Origin of the sequence: Mesorhizobium sp. WSM4887 (assembly GCF_029625865.1) — a bacterium.
Classification (GTDB): Bacteria; Pseudomonadota; Alphaproteobacteria; order Rhizobiales; family Rhizobiaceae; genus Mesorhizobium.
Genome location: NZ_JARTVP010000004.1, coordinates 368,039 through 387,151, shown reverse-complemented (window position 1 = coordinate 387,151; position 19,113 = coordinate 368,039). Strand labels below are relative to the sequence as shown.

Sequence of the window (19,113 nt, the reverse complement as noted above, 5' to 3'; positions counted from 1 at the left end):
CCGTGCGCACGCGCTTCAAAGGCATGCTGAGGAGCCGTAGCCCAAGCCTTTGGAAGTGTGACGGAATTCTGCGCTTGGATAAGCCAGGGGTTAAGGCCTGGGATAAGCCCCATAATCCATAAGCCAGAATCCAGAGTCCAAATATCCAGAGTCCAGAACAGAAAAGCTGGCGCTTTTCTGTTCTAAAAAAGCGGGGAAGGGGAAAGCAAAAATGGGAGCAGCGCAAGCCATTCGGCGTACGGCGCTACGGCGAGGGCTCGGCGGCGCCAGCGAGCTTCCGACGTGGCGGCGAGCCGCCCTGTTCGGTCTCCCAGGATGCAACCGGCCTCACGTCAGCCCGGCGATCTGCTCATCGCCGTCCAGCTCCGCCCCGCCGGCGACGACCACGTTGGCGAGCGGCGCCGAGAGCGTCCAGCGAACGAGGCCGGGCAGCCGTTCCATGGAGGCGCTGCCGGAGAGGCTGGTGGGGACGACGCGCTGGAGAACGACGCTGCCGAAGCCTTTATGCGGGTTGGCATCGGCGGCCGCGGGAGGTTCGGAAAAATGTTCCTCCCAGACCAGCTCGAAATCGCTGCCTTCGGGGGCCGGTGCTACCCGCCAGTCCATCCGCACGGTTCCGGCGTCGCCGGCCAGGGCGCCGTATTTCGTCGCGTTGGTGCCCAGCTCATGCAGCGCCATGCCGATGTTCTGCACCGCGTTCAGCCGCAACGTCACGTCCGGCCCGCAAGGCGAGATTCGCTCTTCGTGTCCGAACGGCCGCAGATGTTCGCGCACAAGGTCGGCCATGCCTGCGCCGCGCCAGTCGTTGAGCACCAAGAGGTCGTGCGAGCGCGACAGCGCCATGATGCGTTCGCGGATCTGGTGTTCGAACGCGCGCGGGTCGGTCGCGCGTTTGCTCGTCTCGCGGATCATGGAAAGGATCACGGCGTACTGGTTTTTGACGCGGTGGTTCACCTCGCGCATCAGAAGCTGGATCTGCTGTTCGCTCGCCCGTTTTTCGGTGATGTCGGCGGCCATGCCGAACCATTCCAGGATGCTGCCGGTGTCATCGACGATCGGGATTGCCCGTGAGGTGGTCCAGCCGGCGGACCCGTCGGCGCGCCGCACCCTGTGCTCGAGCTCGAACACGCCGCGCTCCATGATGGCGCGCTCGATCGCCGCCTGGATGCTCGCCTGGTCTTCCGGGAACAGGTATTCGTCGCGCCAGCGGATCGCCGGCCCCTGGGCGCTCGACAGGAAGCCGCGGCCGTCCAGCTCATGCATTTCCTGCCAGTCCGGGCTCATCCGGTAAACCACGTCGGAGCTGGCATTGACCAGCGCGCGAAACCGCTGCTCGCTTTCGCGCACCTTTGCTGCCGCCAGCACCCGGGCCGTGGTCTCCGAAACGATGCAGAGCACGGCTTCGACCGTGCCGTCCTGCGCCCGCACTGCGGAATAGGAGATGTCGAAATAGACCGTCTCGCCGACCAGGCCGGATCGTTCGATGTAGAAAGGCCGGTCCCTGGCCGAGAAGGTTTCGCCGGTTTCGAGAACTCCGCGCAGCAGCGGCTCGAGGTCGGTCCAGAGCTCGGACCAGTTTTCCTCGGCGGGACGGCCGAGCGCGCGCGGGTGCTTGTCGCCGATGGTCGGCGCGTAGGCGTCATTGTAGAGCGCGACAAACTCCGGCCCGCAGAAAAGCACGATCTGGGCTTCGGCGGCGAGCATCAGGTCGACCGTCGTCCTCAGGCTGAGCGTCCATGTCTCGATCGGCCCGAGCGGGCTTTCCGACCAGGGATATTCGCGAATGAATCGCGCCATCTCGCCGTTCCCGCGAGGCCACGATTCACGGAAGAGCCCGTCAGCCATAGGCGCATTAACGCGCGACGCCGTTTATGTATCCGTCTCCGTCACGCAAAATTTTAGCCATCGTGAATAGACCCCAGGCTGCCGGTCCGCCGGAGGAATATTTCGGGCGCAGTTTCGTTAGTTCCTCATACGAAGCCGTTTGAGGCAAAGTGCATATGTCCCGCAATCACGCATTGAAGCCGCCAGAGCGGCCGGCTCTGGCCCAACGGAGGTACCAGAGATGAAAACGGCTGTTTCGACCTCTCTTTCGAGACGAAGCGTCGTCGCCGTGCTGGCGGCGGCGGCCGCGTCGACCGCCATATTGCCCGCCGGCGATGCGCTGGCGCAGACCAAGCAGACCGCGCCGGACAAGAGTCTGTACGATCGGCTGGGAGGCGTGTTCGCCATCGCAGCCGTGGTCGATCACTTCAGCGACGCCGTCGTGAAAAACCCCATCGTCGGCAAGAAGTCCAAGAACCCGCAACTGCGCAAATGGCACACCAAGAACCTCGAACGGCTGCCGGGCCTCAAGTTCATGCGTACGCTGTGGGTGTGCGATGTTTCCGGCGGCCCCTTCAAGTTCGTGGCCACCGAGCCGGGCGCGACGCCGCTCGGCCTCGAGGAGGCCCACAAGGACCTGAAGATTTCTCCCGCCGAGTTCGACGAGGTCGCAGCGGAACTCGGGCGGACGCTCGACCGCTTCAAGGTTCCGAAAGCCGAAAAGACCGAGGTCCTGGAAGCCTTTGCCGCGCACAAGGATGAGGTCACTGCCGGCTCTGTCAAAAAGGGGTGAGGCTCAGCGCGAATCCGGCGAAGGCGGTCCGCCGCTCCGCCTATCCACCCGCCAGCCGCGGCAGCAGGAAAATCTCCGCCCCCGGCGGCAGTTCCTTCGACCACGTGTCGCGATAGATCGTCCCGTCGATCGCGACCGCGATGCCGCGATCGAGCAGGGGTTCGAACGCGGGATGCTGTTCCGCAAGCTTGCGGAACAGCTCCCTGATGTCCTTGGCCTCGATGTCGAGCTTGTCCTTGCCTCCGGCGGCGGCGCTGAGCGAGCCCCAGAGCGTGACCTGGACCATTATCGCCTGATCCTCATTGGACCGTGACGTGAGCTGAAAACCGCTTCGCGCTTTTCAGCATGCTAGCCTTCCCGTTCGGCCTCGAGCGCTGCAAGAATCCGCGGCGGCGACATCGGGATGTGGCTCATGCGCACGCCCACCGCGTTCGACACCGCGTTGGCGATCGCCGCCAGCGGCGGCACGATCGAGGTCTCGCCGACGCCGCGCACCCCGTAGGGGTGGTTGGGGTTGGGGATTTCGAGGATCTGCGTGTCGATCATCGGCAGGTCGGAGCACACCGGGATGCGGTAGTCGAGGAAGCCCGGGTTCTGCAGGCGGCCGTCCTTGCCGTAGATATACTCCTCGTTGAGCGCCCAGCCGATGCCTTGCGCGGCACCACCCTGGTACTGGCCCTCGACATAGGTCGGGTGCACCGCCTTGCCGGCATCCTGCACCACCGTGTAGCGGATCACCCTGGTCGAGCCGGTCTCGGGATCGACCTCGACGTCGCAGATATGGGTGGCGAAGGAGACGCCGGCGCCGTCGGCGACGAGCTCGCTATGGCCGGCGATCGGCCCGCCGGTCTTGCCGGACTGTGCGGCGATCTCCTTCAGCGACAGCTTGCCGAGATTGCCGTGCTTCTCGCCCTTGGCGACCGCGTGGCCTTTTTCCCAGGCAACGTCGTCGACCGAGATGTCCCACATCTGAGCGGCGCGCTCGCGCAGCACCTTGATGGCGTTGCGGGCGGCCGAGATGGTCGCCATCGAGGAGGAGAAGGTGCCGCGGCTGCCGTCGGTCATGTCGTTGTAACCGAGGCTGGAAGTGTCGGCGACGATCGCCTTCACCTGGCTGTAGTCGATGCCGAGCTCCTCCGCCGCCACCAGCGACAGCGACGCGCGCGAACCGCCGACGTCGACCGTGCCGACGGCGAGCGACACCGTGCCGTCCATGCCGATGTTCAAGTCGGTGCAGGTCTGGCCGCCGAAGTTGAACCAGAAGCCGCAGGCCATGCCGCGGCCCTGGTTCTGAGCCAGCGGCGCGCGCATATGCGGGTGCTCCTTGACCGCCTCGAGCGTCGGTCCGATGCCGATCGGGCCGTAGACCGGGCCGTAGGAGGCGCGGGTGCCTTCCTGCGCCGCATTCTTGATGCGGAACTCGACCGGATCGATGCCGATCTCCTTGGCGAGCTCGTCGACAGCGCTTTCCACCGCGAACGCCGCCATCGGCGCCGAGGGCGCGCGATAGGCCGCGGTCTTCGGCCGGTTGACCAGCACCTCGTAGCCGACGGTCTTGACGTTCTCCAGCTTGTAGCAGGCGAAGGCCGTCATGGCGCCGATCTCCGCCCACATGCCGGCATAGGGGCCGCAGGTGTAGCGCAGCGTCGCTTCGGCGGCGGTGATCGTGCCGTCCTTCCGCGCGCCGATCTTGACGTCGATCGAGGTGGCGCTGGTTGGCCCCGAGGCGCGGAACACCTCGTCGCGGGTCATCACCAGCTTCACCGGGCGGCCGGCCTTGCGCGACAGGGCCAGCGCCACCGGCTCGGCCCAGACATGGGTCTTGCCGCCGAAGCCGCCGCCGATCTCGGAAGAGGTGACGCGCAGCTTCGAGACTTCGAGGCCGAGCAGCTGGGCGCAATGCTGGCGATAGACGAAATGGCCTTGCGTGCAAACCCAGAGATCGGCCGTGCCGTCGGGATTGACGCTCGCCACGCAGGCATGCGGCTCGATATAGCCCTGATGCGTCTGCTCGGTCTTGAAGGAGCGCTCGACGACGAAATCGGCCTGGGCAAAACCCTGGTGGACGTCGCCATGGCCGTATTGCGTGCGCTTGGAGACGTTGGACGGCTTGACCGGCTTTTCCTCCAGCCCTTCGGTGAAGATGGCATCGTTGATGAGCGGGGCGTGGTGCTGCATCGCCTCGTCGACGTCGGTCACATGCGGCAGCACCTCATAGTCGACCTCGATCAGCTTCAGCGCCTGCCTGGCGGTGCGGGCATCGATCGCCGCCACCGCGGCCACGGCATGGCCGTCATAGAGCGCCTTCTTGCGCGCCATGCAATTGTCGAGGGTGTCGAACATGCCGGCATCGCCATCGGTCAGGTCCGGCAGGTCTTTCGCCGTGATCACCGCCTTCACGCCGGCGAGCTTTTCGGCTTTCGAGGTGTCGATCTTCTTGATGATCGCGTGGGCGTGCGGGCTGCGAAGCACACGGCCGACCAGCTGCCCGGCCATGTTGAAGTCGGCGCCGTAGCGGGCGCGTCCCGTCACCTTGTCGACGCCGTCGGGGCGGAGGGGGCGCGTGCCGACAGATGAGAAGCTGCGTCCCGAGTAGCGCGGATCGAAATTCATCTCAGGCTCCCTTCATCACGTTTGCCGCGTCCTGGACGGCGCGCACGATCTTGTCATAGCCGGTGCAGCGGCAGAGATTGCCGGCGAGCCCGAAGCGGATTTCCTCCTCGGTCGGGGAGGGGTTCTTCTCGAGCAGATCCTTCGCCGCAATCAAAAAACCTGGCGTGCAGATGCCGCATTGCAAGGCGGCGTGCTCGAGGAATTTCTGCTGCAGCGGATGCAGCTGGTCGCCATGCGCCATGCCTTCGATGGTCTCGATCTGGCGGCCTTCGGCCTCGGCGCCGAGCACCAGGCAGGAGCACACCAGCCGGTTGTCGACGATGACGCTGCAGGCGCCGCAGTCGCCGGTCCCGCAGCCTTCCTTGGCGCCGGTCAGTCCCAGCCGGTCGCGCAGCACGTCGAGCAGCGTCTCGTCCGGCTGGCAAAGATATTCGACATGATCGCCGTTGATTGTCGTTGAAACCGCTACACCGGCCATCATTTGCCTCCTGCACGCTCATAGGCGGTGGTGGCGACACGCTTCGCCAGCACACCCGCAACTTTCCGTCTGAATTCGATGGTGCCGCGCTTGTCGTCGATCGGGCGGCAGGCGCCCGCGCAGATCTTGGCGAGCCGCTCCAGCGTCGCCTCATCCAGCTTCGAGCCGACGAGCACCTCGGCCGCCTCCTCGACCAGCAGCACCGTGGGCGCCGCGGCGCCCAGCGCCACGCGGGCCGACTTGATCGCGCCCGCCTCGTCGAGCATCAGGTTCACGCCGGCGCTGACCACGGCGATGTCCATCTCGGTGCGCGGAATGAAGCGCTGATAGGCGTCGCCCGCATTTGGCGCGCGCTTGTCGAGCAGGATCGCCTCGATGATCTCGCCCTTGGCCAGCGAGGTACGGCCCGGTCCGGTCGGCACGGCTTCCACGGGGATCGTGCGCCTGCCGTTCGGCCCGGCAACCACGGCCTCGGCGCCGGCAGCCACCAGCGCCGGCACGCTGTCGGCGGCGGGCGAGGCGTTGCAGAGATTGCCGACGATTGTGCAGCGTCCCTGCACCTGCTTCGAGCCGATCAGCTTGGCCGCCTCGACGACGCCCGGCCAGGCCTTCTTCAGCGCCGCGTTCTCGCCGAGCACCGCGCAGGGCACCGCAGCGCCGATGCTGAAGCCTTCTGCCGTTTCCTTGATTTCGCTAAGGCCCGCGATCGCCTTGATGTCGACGATCAGCTCGGGCTCGATGAAGCCTCCCTTCATCCTCACCAGAAGGTCGCTGCCTCCGGCAAGGATCGCGGCCGGGCCGGCCGCGCTGGCCAACAGGCCGGCGGCCTCTTCTATTGATTGCGGACGTATGTAGCGCATCGTCTCCCCTTGGTGGTCATGATCAGATCGACCGTTATAAAGACTCTCCTTATAATGACCATCCGCTTCCTGCATTGCACCACCTAAGTCAGGCGCATTGCCCTAATTCCTACCCCTAAATTTTCTAAGCCTAGCCGCTAGAACTACTCGTTTGCGCCTGGCCGGCCAAGCCTCCACCATGCCCTGACGAGCCGGACATCGCATCCGGCAACAGGGAGGCTTCGATGACCGCTCTTGCCCGCAGGCCCTGGGTTCCCACGCACTGCGAGGATTTTATCCAGGCGCTGGCGACGGCCACAAGCGGGCAGGGGAACGACGCCGTGCTCGCCGCGATAGAGGGCGGCATCGCGCTCAACCGGCGAATCCACGAGGCCGACTGCATCAACCTCAATCCGGCGACCAATGTGATGAACCCGAAGGCGGAGGCCGCGCTTGCCGCCCGGCTCGGCTCGCGTCCGTCGCTCGGCTATCCCGGCGACAAATACGAGATGGGGCTGGAGGGCGTCGAACGCATCGAGGTCATCGCCGCCGAGCTGGCGGCGCAAGTCTTCGGCGCGAAATACGCCGAAATCCGCGTCCCTTCCGGCGCCATCGCCAACCTCTACGCTTTCATGGTCGCGGCGCGGCCGGGTGACGCCATCATCGCGCCGCCGCCGGCCATCGGCGGCCATGTCACGCACCATATGGCGGGCTGCGCCGGCCTGTACGGGCTGGAGATTCATGCCGCGCCCGTCGATGCCGGCGGCTACACGGTCGATATCGAGAGGCTACGCGCGCTTGCCCTTAAGCTCAGGCCGAAGATGATCACCATCGGCAGCAGCCTCAATCTCCTGCCGCATCCCATCCAGGAAATCAGGGCGATCGCCGACGAGGTCGGTGCGCTGGTGCTGTTCGATGCCGCGCATCTCTGCGGCATGATCGCCGGACAGGCCTGGCAGCAGCCGCTGGAGGAGGGCGCCCATCTGATGACGATGAGCACCTATAAGAGCCTCGGCGGGCCGCCCTCCGGGCTGATCGTCACCAACGTCGCCGAGATCGCCGAAAAGCTCGACCGCATAGCCTTTCCCGGCATGACCGCCAATTTCGATGCCGCCAAGGCCGCCGCCCTGGCCATCACCATGCTCGACTGGAAGGGACATGGCCGCGCCTATGCCGCCGCCATGGCCGGCACCGCGAAGGCGCTGGCAAGCGCGCTGGCTGAGCGCGGCCTGCCGGTGTTCTCGACCGCCAAGGGGCACACCGCCTCGCACCAGTTCGCCATCGAGGCGGCGGAGTTCGGCGGCGGCCAGGCGGCGGCGAAGCGGCTGAGGCGTGCAAACATCCTCACCTGCGGCATCGGCCTGCCGGTCACGGCGGTCGATGGCGACATGAACGGCCTGCGCTTCGGCACGCCCGAGATCGTGCGCTGGGGCATGACGGAGAAGGACATGCCCGAGCTTGCCGCCCTCATCGCCAGGGGACTGCGTGGCAACGATGCCGTGGAGGATGTCGCGGCGGATGTGAGTGCATTCCGGCGCCGGTTCACGAAGCTGCATTTCGTCAGCTGAGCGCCTGAACCCGCGGGCAGGGGAGCCCGCTTCGTCAAAAGCAAGGGCCGCGGGCGAGAAGCCCGCCTTCTTCAACAAAGGGGAATGACCATGCGCATGATTCTGCGATTGATGACTGCTGCCCTGATGGCCGCCGCCGCCGGCGTCGCCAGGGCGGATATCGTGCTGGGCGTCGCCGGCCCGATGTCGGGGCCGAACGCCGCCTATGGCGAGCAGTACCGCGTCGGCGTCGAGACGGCGATCCAGCGCATAAACGCCAATGGCGGCGTGCTCGGTCAAAAGCTCAGCGTCTCGGTTGGCGACGATGTCTCCGACCCCAAGCAGGGCGTGTCGGTCGCCAACAAGTTCGTCGCCGACGGCGTGCACTATGTCGTCGGCCACTACAATTCCGGTGTCACCATTCCGGCCTCGGAGATTTATGCAGAAAACGGCGTGCTCTTCGTCACGCCCAGGGCCACCAACCCGATGGTGACTGAGCGAGGCCTATGGGACGCGTTCCGGGCCTGCGGCCGCGACGACCAGCAGGGCATCATCGCCGCGAAATTCGTGCTCGAGCGTTTTGCCGGCAAGAAGGTCGCGATCGTCGACGACAAGTCGACGGCCGGCAAGGGCCTCGCCGACGAGATGGCCAAGGCCTACAATTCCGGCGGCGGCAAGGAGGTGCTGCGCGAGGAGATCAACCCGGGCGAGAAGGACTACAGCGCGCTTGTCGCCAAGATCAAGGAGTCGGGCGCCGACCTTGTCTATTATGGCGGCCAGCACACAGAGGCCGGCCTCATCGTGCGCCAGATGCACGACCAGGGCGTCAAGACGGTCCTGATGGGCGGCGACGGCATATCCAACAGCGAGTTCGGCGCCATCGGCGGCGATGGCGCGGCCGGCACGCTGATGACGTCCTTCCCCGATCCGGCGAGCTTTCCCGAAGCCAAAGACGCGGTCGCCGACCTGAAGGCGAAGAACGTGCCCACTGAAGCCGTCACGCTCTATGCCTATGCCGCCACCCAGATCCTCGCCGAGGCGATCGCCAAGGCCAAGGTCGACGACCCGAAGGCGGCCATTCGGGAGCGGCCATCCCGACCGTGCTTGGCACCATCTCCTATGACGACAAAGGGGATATCAAGCAGCCGGGCTTCGTCGTATTTGAGTGGCGGAAGGTCGACGGCAAGCTCGTTCCGGTGGCCCTCAAATAGACTTGAGGTCCTGGAGGCGAGCGCAGGCGGTCGCCGTTCTTTCGCTCGAAGCATTGCCGCGCCGTCATGGCAGGCGGCGCGGCATTGGGAAAGCTGCAGATGGCCGTCAATCCGCCGCGACCGCGCATGCCGCCGCTCAACGCCCTCAGGGCCTTCGAGGCGGCGGCACGCCATGAAAGCTTTGCCAAGGCGGCGGACGAACTCGGCGTGACCCCCGCCGCCGTCTCTCATCAGGTGAAGGCGCTGGAGGCTTGGCTAGGCTCTCCGCTTTTCGTGCGTAACGCGCAAGGCCTGCATCTCACCGATGCTGGGCGTTCGGCGCTACCCTCGTTTTCCACCGCTTTCGACGCTTTGGGGCTCGCCGTTCAGGAATTGCGGATCTCGGCGCCCCGGCCGCAGGTCAGCGTCGCGGCATTGCCTTCGATCGCGCAGCTCTGGCTGGCGCCGCGGCTGCCGGCCTTGCGCGCGGCGCATCCGGCGCTGCGCCCCTCCATCCATGCGCTGGAAGAGCCGCCGGACTTCCGGCGCGAGCCTTTCGACCTCGCTATTTTCCTCACCAGATCGGGCGCCGGCCGATCCTTCAAGCTCTGCGACGACGTCATCTTTCCTGTCTGCGCGCCGGCGTTGGCCAGACAATTGAAGACGCCGGCCGAACTTTCCTCGCAGTTCCTGCTCTGGGACACCACCTGGACGGAGGATTGGAGCCTTTGGTTCGAAGTCGCCGGCGTGAAAGGCCCTTCGATCGAGACGGGCTCCGAATTCTCGCTCTACAGCATGGCTGTGCAGGCCGCCGTCGACGGCGCCGGCGTTTTGATGGGGCATGAGGCGCTGGTGTCGCGCGCTCTCGCCGCCGGCTCGCTGGTGGCGCCGTTTCCCGAGTTGCGCGTGCCGACCGGCCGCGCTCTCTCGATCTTGGCGCCCGATCGTCCGCCTGCGCCCGCCGCCGCCATGATCGACTGGCTGCTGGCAGAGGAGGGGGCAGCGCGCGGCTGAGGCCGCCGGACTCGCCCGTCGCGGTCCACGGGGTCAGGACGCCAGGCGAGGTCTACGCCGCTGCCATCCGCGCCCGCACCAGCGTCGCGGCGGCGTGGCCGGCGGCCGTGATGTAGTCGGGATTGTGGTGGATCAGCATGCTGGAAAAGGCGCCATCCATCAGAAGCACGATCTCGCGCGCCAGCATCTTCGGCTCGCGCACGCCATGGCTAGAAAGCTCGCCCGCCAGCCATTTCTCGAAATTGCTCTTATGGCGCGAGCCCGCCTTCACCGCCGGATGGCCGGGCATCGCGGCGAGTTCGGCGGCCGTGCGCAGGAAGCCGCAGCCCTTCCATTTGACGTGCCGCGCCACGCGCGCCAGATGGGTGAAGATCGCCGCGACCTTCTTGTCCGCGCCGCCTTGCGCCGCCTCGAACCAGCCGGCCATCTGCTTGAGGTTCGGCTGGTCGCGGCTGTCGAGATAGGCCGTGATCAGCTCGTCCTTGCTCTTGAAGTGGTAGTAGAGCGTGCGCTTGGTCAGCCCCGCCTTTTCCGCCACGGCATCAACGCTGACCCGGCCGATGCCTTCGGCATAGAAGAGTTTTGCAGCCGCGTCGACGAGGCGTTTCCTGGTTGGATTGGGCTTCTCGGTCATCCGTCAAGTATACCGACTAGTGAATATACAAACAAGCCGGAAGCTGATCCCTTGCAGCCGTTCCACAGAGCAATTCCAGGAAACTGCGCAGCGGTTTCCGTTCGGAATTGCGGAGAAAACGAACGGCTAAGGAGAACACTATGACCGAGCCCGTGCTTTGCGGCATCCGCGACCGCGTCGCGGTGCTGACGCTCAATCGCCCCGAAAAGCTCAATGCCCTGAATTACGGCCTTATCGACCGCCTGCTGGCGATCCTCGACAGGATAGAGACCGACGATGCCGTGCGTGCCGTGATCCTCACCGGGGCAGGGGAGCGCGCCTTCTCGGCCGGCGGCGACATCCACGAATTCGCGTTGAGCGTGGCCGAAGGCACGGATGTCGCGCTGCGCGATTTCGTCATGCGCGGCCAGCGGCCGACGGCGCGGCTGGAAGCGTTCCGCAAGCCGGTCATCGCCGCCGTCAACGGCCTTGCCTTCGGCGGTGGCTGCGAGATCACCGAGGCGGTGCCGCTGGCGGTCGCCAGCGACCGCGCCCTGTTCGCCAAGCCGGAAATAAAACTCGCCATGCCGCCGACCTTCGGCGGCACGCAGCGCCTGCCGAGGCTTGCCGGGCGCAAACGCGCGCTCGAACTGCTGCTTACCGGCGAGCCTTTCTCGCCCGCGCGGGCGCTGGAACTCGGGCTGGTCAACAAAGTCGTGCCGCATGAGGAGCTGATGCCGGCCGCGCTCGATCTTGCGAACCGCATCATCCGCCATTCGCAGGCGGCGGTGGCTGGCATTCTCACCGCGGTGGCGCGCGGCATCAGCCTTAGCATCGCCGAGGGCCTGCTGGTCGAGGCCGAGCAGTTCGCCCGCATGGCCCCGACCGCCGACCTCGGCGAAGGGCTCAGCGCCTGGATCGAGCGGCGCCAGCCCATCTATGACAGCTCATGGACGCACGTCACCCGGCTCAGCGAGGCACGGCGCGCCTCGCTTCGGCGCGATCCCGCGGCGGACTAGGGCGCCACGTTGAGGTGCCCCTTCATGTTGGGATGGAAGCGGCAGAAATAGTCGACCGCTCCCGCTTGCTTGAGCGTGATCCTGCCTTTCGATTTCGGCGGGATCATCACCTCCCAGCCGCCCTTCACTGTCGCGGTGTGGGCGATGACGTCCTTGTTCACCCACTCGATCGTGTCGCCGACCTTGGCCTCGACGCTCGCCGGCGAGTAGACCAGCCTGTCGATGGTCACCTCGATGGTGGCGGCGAGCGCCGGCGGCGCGACAAGCGCCAGCGTCAGCGAGCCGAGCAGCGATAACGCGCCCGCCCTCATTTCAACGTGCCGGCGACATGCTCGGCATGCTGCTCATGTCCCTGGAAGATTTTCAGCCCCGTCTCGAGCAGGCTCTTCAACTCGGCATTGCTGGCCGAAGGAATGAGCAGGGTTTCGAGCGCGCCGTTGACCTGCTTGTGATACGCGACCTCGTTCTCGATATAGGCCTTGTCGAAGGCAGTGCCCTCGAGCTTCGCCAGCTTGGCGCGCTCTTCCTTCGCCGCCTTGGTCAGCGCCTGGCTGGTGGCATTGTCTTCCGGCTTCACCTTCAGCTTCTTCACCAGGTCGAGAGCCTGCTTGTTCACCGCCTCGTGGTCGCGCTCCATATCCTTGGCAAAGTCGACGACCTCCTTGGTTTTCGACTTCTGGATCGCCAGCTTCGCCGCCTCGATGTCGAGCACGCCGGCTGTATAGGCGATATGGGCGATCTGCGGGTCGGTCGGCTTCTCGGCGGCCTCAGCCAGCGGCGCTGCGCTGAGGAGGAAGCCTGCGAGGGCTGCGGTCGGTCGGATAAACATGGCATCTCCTTCGCCCGGCACAGAGGCACCGGGCTCCATTCTGGGTTGACGGCCATTGGATGCGGGAGAGGGCGAAACGTTCCCGGGAAAAGTCGCGGGACACACATGTTGGACATTGCATGTTGGAGATTGGCCGAAAAGCTCATCCGCGATGCCTATCCTCAACGCGGGCTTCGCGAAATCTGAACGCGCCTCAGGCTCGAACCCCAGCCTCTTCATCACCGCCTGCGTGAGCCGTTCGCAGCGCCGGCCGGCGAAAGGAAAAGCGTCGAGCAGCACCGGGCCGATCTCGTCGTCCAGCGCCTTGCGCACCAAGGCACGCGCCCGGTGCAGCCTTGTCTTCACCGTTTCCGGCCTGATGCCGAGCAGGTCGGCGGTTTCCTCGATGCTCAATCCCTCGATGACGCGGGCGACGAAGACCGTGCGATAGACATCGGGAAGGCTGTCGGTCGCCCGCTCGACAAGCCCGAGGATCTGCCGCTGCGCCATTGTCCGCTCCGGATCGTCGCCAGGGTTCAAGTCGCTTGAATTCAAAGGAAACCGGATGATCTGCGCGTCAGGGTTTTCAGGCATTGCCACGATGCGCTTTTTCTTGCGCAGCCGGCCGAGCGCCTCGTTGATGACGATGCGCGACAGCCAGGTCGAGAGCGAGGCATCGCCGCGGAAGCTGTCGAGGCTGGCGAAGGCGCGCATATAGGCTTCCTGCACGATGTCCTCGGCCTCGGCGTCGTTGCGTACCACGCCGCGCGCGATGCGGTAGAGCCGCTGGTTGTGCGTCTTGATGATCAAGCGAAAGGCGCCCGGGTCCCGTGCCAGGGTCCGGCGCACCAACGCCATCTCGCCGGCCTCCGCCGCCGAAACCGCGGCGGCCTGACTTGCTGACTTCATCATCGCGCCCCGATCTCCCGACAGGCGTTGCATCCGGGCAATTGGACGCGTCTGCCGGCAAAAGGTTCCCGGATTTTCCCGATCCAGTCGCGCGCTATGCTACAGCTTTCAGCGGCGGCCTGTCTGCAGCCTGCGCGCGGGCGGCGGCAGCAAGCAGATCGGTCTGGGTGATGAGTCCGAGAATATGCCGTCCGGCGTCGACGATCACCACCGCATGGCTGCGCCCGTCGGTCAGCAGCGGCAGCAGGCTCATCGCCGGCGTCTCGGGCGAGGCCGTGCCGGCCTTCGACATCACGCCCTTCACGGTGTCGGTCGCTTGCGTCAGTTCGCGCAGGCCGACGGCGCCGACCAGCCTCGCCTCGGCGTCGACCACCGGCAGGGTGCGGATATTGTGGTCGAGAAGCTGCTTGCGCGCCTCGTCGGCGGTGGCGCTCTCCGACATCGAGATCACGTCGCGGGACATAATGTCCTGGCAGAGCAGCGTCCGATGCGCGCGCACCATCGCCTGCAGCTCGACCTGGCGCAGCAGTCTTTCGATGTCGTCACGGTCGATGTCGAAGGTCTCGTCGAGTGCCGCCAGGGCGGCATCGACATCCTCGGGCCGGAAGCCGACGCGCTCCGCCGGCGGCCGGTCGGCTGTGCCGTGGCTGTTGGCGGCAGGCTGAGGCACATGCGGATAGTTGCGCCGCGACAGCTTGTGGAACAGGAAACCGAGCGTCACCAATATGATCGAGTTCAGCGCCACCGGCACGAAGGGAAACAGGAAGCCGGCGCTGATCACGGCCGGCCCGCCAAGCACGCCGGTGAGGGCTGCCGCACCGCCCGGCGGATGCAGTGAGCGCGTAAACGACATGGCGGCGATCGCCAGCGCCACCGCCAGCCCGGAGGCGATCACCGGGTTGTGCACGAAATGCGCCACCGTCACGCCGACCAGCGCGGAGATCGTGTTGCCGCCGATGATCGACCACGGCTGCGCCAACGGGCTCGACGGAACGGCAAAGAGCAGCACGGCGGACGCGCCCATCGGCGCCACCAGCATCGCCACATGCGGTCCGTTGCCCATGGCGAGCCCGCTGATCACGCCGGTCAGCGCGATGCCGATGGTCGCGCCGATGCAGGCAAGCAGCCGCTCGCGCAGCGTCGCGCCGGCAAGGATCGGAACGAAGAGGCGGAACGCCATGGCAGCCCCAGGTCGAAATGGCTTGAACTGTCGAATGGTGGAATCTGCGCTGCCCGAAATGCCGCCGAAGCCACGGATTTGGAAGCCAAACCAATCCGTATATTCGCGGCTGGAGAGAATATTATTGCAGCGCGGATCGCGTGCGAGATGCCGCCAGCGGCCTCGGCTTTCTCAATCGCGCCAAGGTCTTAGGCCGTCCGCGGATTCAGTTTGGCAACGGCTCTAGCCCGTCGCTTAGGCCTCGGCCGCGGCGGCGAGGCCGCGCTGGATGTCGGCCTTGAGGTCCTCGACGTCTTCCAGCCCGATCTGCAGGCGGATCAGCGGCCCGGCATAGGCGCCCTTGGCGATGGTGCGGTCGCCGAGGAAAACCGGCACCGCAAGGCTCTCATAGCCGCCCCAGGAGTAGCCGAGGCCGAAGATGGTCAGCGCGTCGAGGAAGGCGTGCTGCGCCTTCTGTCCGCCGCCATTCAGAACGATCGAAAAGACGCCGCTCGAGCCGCAGAAATCGCGCTTCCAGAGCGCATGGTCGGGATGGCTCGGCAGCGCCGGATGCAGCACCTGCGCCACGCCCGGCTGCTCCTCCAGCCAGCGCGCGATTTCGAGCGCGCTCTTCTGGTGCTGCTCCAGCCTCACCCCCATGGTGCGCAGGCCGCGCAGCGTCTGGTAGATGTCGTCCGGGCCCGAACAGCAGCCCAGCGTGCAGAACCCTTCATAGAGCTGCTTCCAGCAAGCCTCATTGGCCGAGACCAGGCCGAGCAGGACGTCCGAATGGCCGGCCGGGTATTTGGTTGCCGCATGGATCGAGATGTCGACGCCGTGGTCGAGCGGCTTGAAGTAGAGCGGCGTCGCCCAGGTGTTGTCCATCATGACGAGCGCGTTTGCCGCATGCGCCGCCTTGGCGATCGCCGGAATGTCCTGCACCTCATAGGTGTTCGATCCCGGCGACTCGGTGAACACCACCTCGGTGTTGGGCTTGATCAGCGATGCAATTCCGGCGCCGATGCGCGGATCGTAATATTCGACTTCGATGCCGAGCCGCTTCAGCATCGTATCGGCGAAATTTCGCGTCGGGTGATAGACCGAATCGACGATCAAAACATGATCGCCGGCCGAGACGAAGGTGAGCAGGGGAATCGTCACCGCAGCCAGTCCCGACGGCACGGCGATCGTGCCGGCCGACCCTTCCAGCGCATCGACGGCGAGCGTGAGCGCATCCATCGTCGGCGTGCCGCGCGTCCCGTAGGTGTATTTCTGGCTGCGCGAGGCCATCGAGGCGGCGTCGGGGTAAAGCACCGTCGAGGCATGCACGACCGGCGGATTGACGAAGCCGAAATAGTCGCGCGGGTTGTTGCCGGAATGGGCAAGCCGCGTGTTGATGCCGATGTTGCTGCCGTCTGTCGCCATAGTTCGTCGCTCGTCGCCCATAGTTCGTCGCTCGTCGCCCATAGTTCGTCGCTCGTCGCAGTGTCTCAGGGGCTCAGCCATAGAGCGATGGAACTGGTCGCGCAACCGCTGCGAACCCGCCAAGCGATGGTGTTTGGCTGGGCCAAATGAGAGGTCGCCGGCTCATCTTTCGTGCTCTTTGCAGGCTTCCGGCGACGATGCGCCGGAGGCAGCCTGGCGCGCCTTTCTTCGCTACGAATCACGCCAGTCCTTCCATTGCCGCCAACAAGTAGTAAGAGGCGGGAGTTCAGGTAACGGCCAAAATTTCGATGGCGCCGGACTTGCCGGTCCCGGCTGCAGCTCTTGACCAATTTGCGAGCGCTTTTGGCTGCAATTCGGTGATTTGCGGCAATCGGTTTTCAAACGTGTCGCAATTCGGTCATTTCCCTTGACCTCACAGGAATAATCGCCTTCGATGCGTTTCGTGAATGGGAGGCAGTGCATCGGCGAAACGATGCGGGTCCGGGAGCGGGCCCAAGTGGGAGCTGCATTCACAAACGAAAAAAGATCAAGCGTCGCCTGCAATTAGGGGCGCCTGTAACAGAAAAGGGTCTGTGGGTCATGAAACACATTGCATTGGGCATGCTTGGCGCCGCCGCGCTCGGGCTCATGGCGTCCGCCGCTTCGGCCGGCACGCTCGACACCGTCAAGCAGAAGGGCTTCATCCAGTGCGGCGTCTCGACCGGCCTCGCCGGCTTCTCGGCGCCGGACGACAAGGGCGACTGGAAGGGCATCGATGCGGATTTCTGCCGCGCCGTCGCGGCCGCCGTCTTCGGTGACGGCTCCAAGGTCAAGTTCACGCCGCTCAGCGCCAAGGAGCGTTTCACCGCCCTGCAGTCGGGCGAGATCGATATCCTCTCGCGCAACACCACCTGGACGAGCAACCGCGACAGCGCGCTCGGCCTCGATTTTGTCGGCGTCACCTATTATGACGGCCAGGGCTTCATGATCAACGCCAAGAAGCTGCCGGGTGTGAACTCCGCGCTGCAGCTTTCGGGCGCCGCGGTCTGCGTGCAGAGCGGCACCACCACGGAGCTCAACCTCGCCGACTACTTCAAGAAGAACAAGATGGAGTACAACCCCGTCGTGTTCGAGAAGCTGGAAGAGGTCAACGCCGCCTATGATTCCGGTCGCTGCGACGCCTACACCACCGACCAGTCCGGCCTTTACGGCATCCGCCTGACGCTCTCCTCGCCCGCCGACCACGTCGTGCTGCCCGAGATCATCTCCAAGGAACCGCTCGGTCCGGCCGTGCGCCAGGGCGACGATCAATGGGCCCATATCGCGCGGTGGACGTATTTCGCGCTGCTCAATGCCGAGGAAGCCGGCATCACGCAGGCCAATGTCGAGGAGATGAAGTCGTCGACCGATCCGAACATACAGCGCCTCCTTGGCACTGAGCCCGATGGCAAGTATGGCGCCGATCTCGGCCTCTCCAACGACTGGGTTGTCAACATCATCAAGGCGGTCGGCAACTACGGTGAAATGTTTGAGCGCAATGTCGGCTCGGGTAGCCCGCTCAAGATCGCGCGCGGCATCAACGCTCTGTGGACGAAGGGCGGCCTGCAATATGGTCCGCCGGTTCGCTGATGGAAATGTGATCCGGGAGGCAGGTCGTCTGCCTCCCGGTTTCTCTTTTCAGGGGATCGTCTATGGCTTCGCAGGAAATCCTTCGGCAGGAGCCGGGTCGCGGCTCCTTCATCAATGACCCGAAAATACGCGCCCTGTTCTTTCAGACGCTGGTCGTAATTCTTCTGTTCGTTTCGATCTGGTGGATCGTCAACAACGTCATCGAGAACCTCCAGCGCCTTCACATCGCCTCAGGCTTCCAGTTCCTCAGGAACAGGGCCGGTTTCGATATCTCCGACACGCCGATTGCCTACACGTCGGACGCAACCTATGGCCGTGCGCTTATCGTCGGCCTGCTCAACACAATCATCGTTGCCGCCGCCGGCATTGTCCTCGCCGCCATAGTCGGCTTCATCATTGGCATCGGCCGGCTATCGCAAAATTGGCTGATCCGTAAGATCTGCACGGTCTATGTCGAGATCTTCCGCAATATTCCGCCGCTGCTGGTCATCTTCTTCTGGTATTCGGGCGTGCTCGCGGTGCTGCCGCCGCCGCGCGAGAGCTATCACCTGCCGTTCGGCTCCTTCCTCAACCAGCGCGGCTTCTATTTTCCGCGCGGTGTCTGGGGCGACGGCTCCTGGCTGGTTCTGGTCGCTTTCGTCGTGGCGCTCGCCATGGCGTGGTTTGTCGCGCACCGCGCGCGCCAGCGGCAGATGGCCACCGGCCAGCAATTTCCGGTGTTCTGGACCTCGGTCGCCCTGATCGTCGGCCTGCCCGTGCTCGCCTTCCTGCTCGCCGGCATGCCGCTTACCTTTGACTTCCCGAAGCAGTCGACCTTCAATCTGACAGGCGGATTTCAGATCAAGCCTGAGTTCCTGTCGCTCCTGCTGGCGCTTTCCTTCTACACGGCCGCCTTCATCGCCGAGATCGTGCGCGCCGGCATCAAGGGCGTCAGCAAAGGCCAGAGCGAAGCGGCGGCCGCACTCGGCCTGCGTTCCGGGCCGATCCTGCGCCTGGTGGTGATCCCGCAGGCGATGCGCATCGTCATCCCGCCGCTCACCAGCCAGTATCTGAACCTCACCAAGAACTCTTCGCTGGCGATCGCCATCGGCTACCCCGATCTCACCGCCACCGCCGGCACGGTGCTCAACCAGACCGGCCAGGCGGTCGAGGGCGTGTTTCTCATGATGATCGCCTATCTGGTGCTGAGCCTCGTCACCTCTGCGGTGATGAACGTGGTGAACGCCAGAATGGCGCTGGTGGAGAGGTAGAGC

At 65.2% G+C, this 19,113-nt stretch carries 16 protein-coding genes and 2 pseudogenes; 7 read left to right on the top strand and 11 right to left on the bottom strand.

What is annotated here, in order from left to right; genetic code table 11:
• Positions 1-327: 327 nt before the first annotated feature.
• Positions 328-1,704, bottom strand: coding sequence for an HWE histidine kinase domain-containing protein (locus P9230_RS18780; protein ID WP_278120374.1), 1,377 nt, complete (start codon positions 1,702-1,704; stop codon positions 328-330).
• Positions 1,705-2,113: 409 nt separating this feature from the next.
• On the opposite strand from P9230_RS18780, the gene P9230_RS18775 reads away from it, so the two are divergent.
• Entirely contained in the window at positions 2,114-2,617 is a 504-nt protein-coding gene (locus P9230_RS18775; protein ID WP_245322344.1) for a group 1 truncated hemoglobin, read from the top strand.
• 40 nt (positions 2,618-2,657) lie between these two features.
• Here P9230_RS18775 and P9230_RS18770 read toward each other — a convergent pair whose 3' ends face one another.
• From P9230_RS18770 to P9230_RS18755, 4 genes are all read right to left on the bottom strand, one after another.
• On the bottom strand, positions 2,658-2,903 hold the full coding sequence (locus tag P9230_RS18770; protein ID WP_066997117.1) for a MoaD/ThiS family protein: 246 nt from the start codon (positions 2,901-2,903) through the stop codon (positions 2,658-2,660).
• A gap of 62 nt (positions 2,904-2,965) precedes the next feature.
• Positions 2,966-5,230 (bottom strand): xanthine dehydrogenase family protein molybdopterin-binding subunit, encoded by a 2,265-nt coding sequence (locus P9230_RS18765; protein ID WP_066997120.1) that lies wholly within the window; start codon positions 5,228-5,230, stop codon positions 2,966-2,968.
• 1 nt (position 5,231) lies between these two features.
• On the bottom strand, positions 5,232-5,708 hold the full coding sequence (locus tag P9230_RS18760; protein ID WP_066997187.1) for a (2Fe-2S)-binding protein: 477 nt from the start codon (positions 5,706-5,708) through the stop codon (positions 5,232-5,234).
• On the bottom strand, positions 5,708-6,568 hold the full coding sequence (locus P9230_RS18755; RefSeq protein ID WP_278120372.1) for a xanthine dehydrogenase family protein subunit M: 861 nt from the start codon (positions 6,566-6,568) through the stop codon (positions 5,708-5,710). Before P9230_RS18755 ends, P9230_RS18760 begins: the two co-directional genes overlap by 1 nt.
• Before the next feature lie 224 nt (positions 6,569-6,792).
• Here P9230_RS18755 and P9230_RS18750 point away from each other — a divergent pair, with 224 nt between their 5' ends.
• The 3 genes and pseudogenes from P9230_RS18750 (at position 6,793) to P9230_RS18740 (ending at position 10,298) form a co-directional block, all read left to right on the top strand.
• A complete protein-coding gene (locus P9230_RS18750; protein WP_278120370.1) occupies positions 6,793-8,115 on the top strand; it encodes an aminotransferase class I/II-fold pyridoxal phosphate-dependent enzyme in 1,323 nt (440 codons plus the stop codon).
• A gap of 90 nt (positions 8,116-8,205) precedes the next feature.
• A pseudogene (locus tag P9230_RS18745) lies at positions 8,206-9,305 on the top strand (branched-chain amino acid ABC transporter substrate-binding protein).
• Positions 9,306-9,431: 126 nt separating this feature from the next.
• The gene (locus tag P9230_RS18740; RefSeq protein WP_278120501.1) at positions 9,432-10,298 is read left to right on the top strand and encodes a LysR family transcriptional regulator; all 867 of its coding nucleotides are present in this window, start codon (positions 9,432-9,434) and stop codon (positions 10,296-10,298) included.
• A 52-nt stretch (positions 10,299-10,350) separates the two neighbouring features.
• Here P9230_RS18740 and P9230_RS18735 read toward each other — a convergent pair whose 3' ends face one another.
• On the bottom strand, positions 10,351-10,932 hold the full coding sequence (locus tag P9230_RS18735; protein WP_066997130.1) for a TetR/AcrR family transcriptional regulator: 582 nt from the start codon (positions 10,930-10,932) through the stop codon (positions 10,351-10,353).
• A gap of 140 nt (positions 10,933-11,072) precedes the next feature.
• Here P9230_RS18735 and P9230_RS18730 point away from each other — a divergent pair, with 140 nt between their 5' ends.
• On the top strand, positions 11,073-11,930 hold the full coding sequence (locus P9230_RS18730; RefSeq protein WP_278120367.1) for a crotonase/enoyl-CoA hydratase family protein: 858 nt from the start codon (positions 11,073-11,075) through the stop codon (positions 11,928-11,930).
• On the opposite strand, the gene P9230_RS18725 is transcribed toward P9230_RS18730, so the two are convergent.
• The 5 genes and pseudogenes from P9230_RS18725 to P9230_RS18705 all read right to left on the bottom strand — a co-directional run bounded on the left by P9230_RS18725 (position 11,927) and on the right by P9230_RS18705 (position 16,231).
• Positions 11,927-12,241 (bottom strand): cupredoxin family copper-binding protein, encoded by a 315-nt coding sequence (locus P9230_RS18725; RefSeq protein ID WP_278056912.1) that lies wholly within the window; start codon positions 12,239-12,241, stop codon positions 11,927-11,929. The two genes, P9230_RS18730 and P9230_RS18725, sit on opposite strands and share 4 nt — an antisense overlap.
• Positions 12,238-12,759 (bottom strand): DUF4142 domain-containing protein, encoded by a 522-nt coding sequence (locus tag P9230_RS18720; RefSeq protein WP_278056913.1) that lies wholly within the window; start codon positions 12,757-12,759, stop codon positions 12,238-12,240. The genes P9230_RS18725 and P9230_RS18720 overlap by 4 nt, the downstream gene beginning before the upstream one ends.
• 198 nt (positions 12,760-12,957) lie before the next feature.
• A pseudogene (locus P9230_RS18715) lies at positions 12,958-13,647 on the bottom strand (RNA polymerase sigma factor); the annotation flags it as partial.
• Positions 13,648-13,741: 94 nt separating this feature from the next.
• On the bottom strand, positions 13,742-14,827 hold the full coding sequence (locus P9230_RS18710; RefSeq protein ID WP_278056914.1) for an HPP family protein: 1,086 nt from the start codon (positions 14,825-14,827) through the stop codon (positions 13,742-13,744).
• Between the two features lie 234 nt (positions 14,828-15,061).
• Positions 15,062-16,231, bottom strand: a complete 1,170-nt coding sequence (locus tag P9230_RS18705; protein WP_278120365.1) for a cystathionine beta-lyase — start codon at positions 16,229-16,231, stop codon at positions 15,062-15,064.
• 600 nt (positions 16,232-16,831) lie between these two features.
• Between P9230_RS18705 and P9230_RS18700 the strand changes: the two genes are divergently transcribed.
• Both P9230_RS18700 and P9230_RS18695 read left to right on the top strand, forming a co-directional pair.
• Entirely contained in the window at positions 16,832-17,860 is a 1,029-nt protein-coding gene (locus P9230_RS18700; RefSeq protein ID WP_066997146.1) for an amino acid ABC transporter substrate-binding protein, read from the top strand.
• 62 nt (positions 17,861-17,922) lie between these two features.
• Positions 17,923-19,110, top strand: a complete 1,188-nt coding sequence (locus P9230_RS18695; RefSeq protein ID WP_278120363.1) for an amino acid ABC transporter permease — start codon at positions 17,923-17,925, stop codon at positions 19,108-19,110.
• The last annotated feature ends 3 nt before the right edge of the window (positions 19,111-19,113 follow it).

Excerpts from the sequence above, each read along its gene's own strand:
- P9230_RS18780 (WP_278120374.1), bottom strand. The coding sequence starts at position 1,704 with ATGCTCGCCGCCGAAGCCCAGATCGTGCTTTTCTGCGGGCCGGAGTTT.
- P9230_RS18770 (WP_066997117.1), bottom strand. The coding sequence starts at position 2,903 with ATGGTCCAGGTCACGCTCTGGGGCTCGCTCAGCGCCGCCGCCGGAGGC.
- P9230_RS18765 (WP_066997120.1), bottom strand. The coding sequence starts at position 5,230 with ATGAATTTCGATCCGCGCTACTCGGGACGCAGCTTCTCATCTGTCGGC.
- P9230_RS18760 (WP_066997187.1), bottom strand. The coding sequence starts at position 5,708 with ATGGCCGGTGTAGCGGTTTCAACGACAATCAACGGCGATCATGTCGAA.
- P9230_RS18755 (WP_278120372.1), bottom strand. The coding sequence starts at position 6,568 with ATGCGCTACATACGTCCGCAATCAATAGAAGAGGCCGCCGGCCTGTTG.
- P9230_RS18750 (WP_278120370.1), top strand. The coding sequence starts at position 6,793 with ATGACCGCTCTTGCCCGCAGGCCCTGGGTTCCCACGCACTGCGAGGAT.
- P9230_RS18740 (WP_278120501.1), top strand. The coding sequence starts at position 9,432 with ATGCCGCCGCTCAACGCCCTCAGGGCCTTCGAGGCGGCGGCACGCCAT.
- P9230_RS18735 (WP_066997130.1), bottom strand. The coding sequence starts at position 10,932 with ATGACCGAGAAGCCCAATCCAACCAGGAAACGCCTCGTCGACGCGGCT.
- P9230_RS18730 (WP_278120367.1), top strand. The coding sequence starts at position 11,073 with ATGACCGAGCCCGTGCTTTGCGGCATCCGCGACCGCGTCGCGGTGCTG.
- P9230_RS18725 (WP_278056912.1), bottom strand. The coding sequence starts at position 12,241 with ATGAGGGCGGGCGCGTTATCGCTGCTCGGCTCGCTGACGCTGGCGCTT.
- P9230_RS18720 (WP_278056913.1), bottom strand. The coding sequence starts at position 12,759 with ATGTTTATCCGACCGACCGCAGCCCTCGCAGGCTTCCTCCTCAGCGCA.
- P9230_RS18710 (WP_278056914.1), bottom strand. The coding sequence starts at position 14,827 with ATGGCGTTCCGCCTCTTCGTTCCGATCCTTGCCGGCGCGACGCTGCGC.
- P9230_RS18705 (WP_278120365.1), bottom strand. The coding sequence starts at position 16,231 with ATGGCGACAGACGGCAGCAACATCGGCATCAACACGCGGCTTGCCCAT.
- P9230_RS18700 (WP_066997146.1), top strand. The coding sequence starts at position 16,832 with ATGAAACACATTGCATTGGGCATGCTTGGCGCCGCCGCGCTCGGGCTC.
- P9230_RS18695 (WP_278120363.1), top strand. The coding sequence starts at position 17,923 with ATGGCTTCGCAGGAAATCCTTCGGCAGGAGCCGGGTCGCGGCTCCTTC.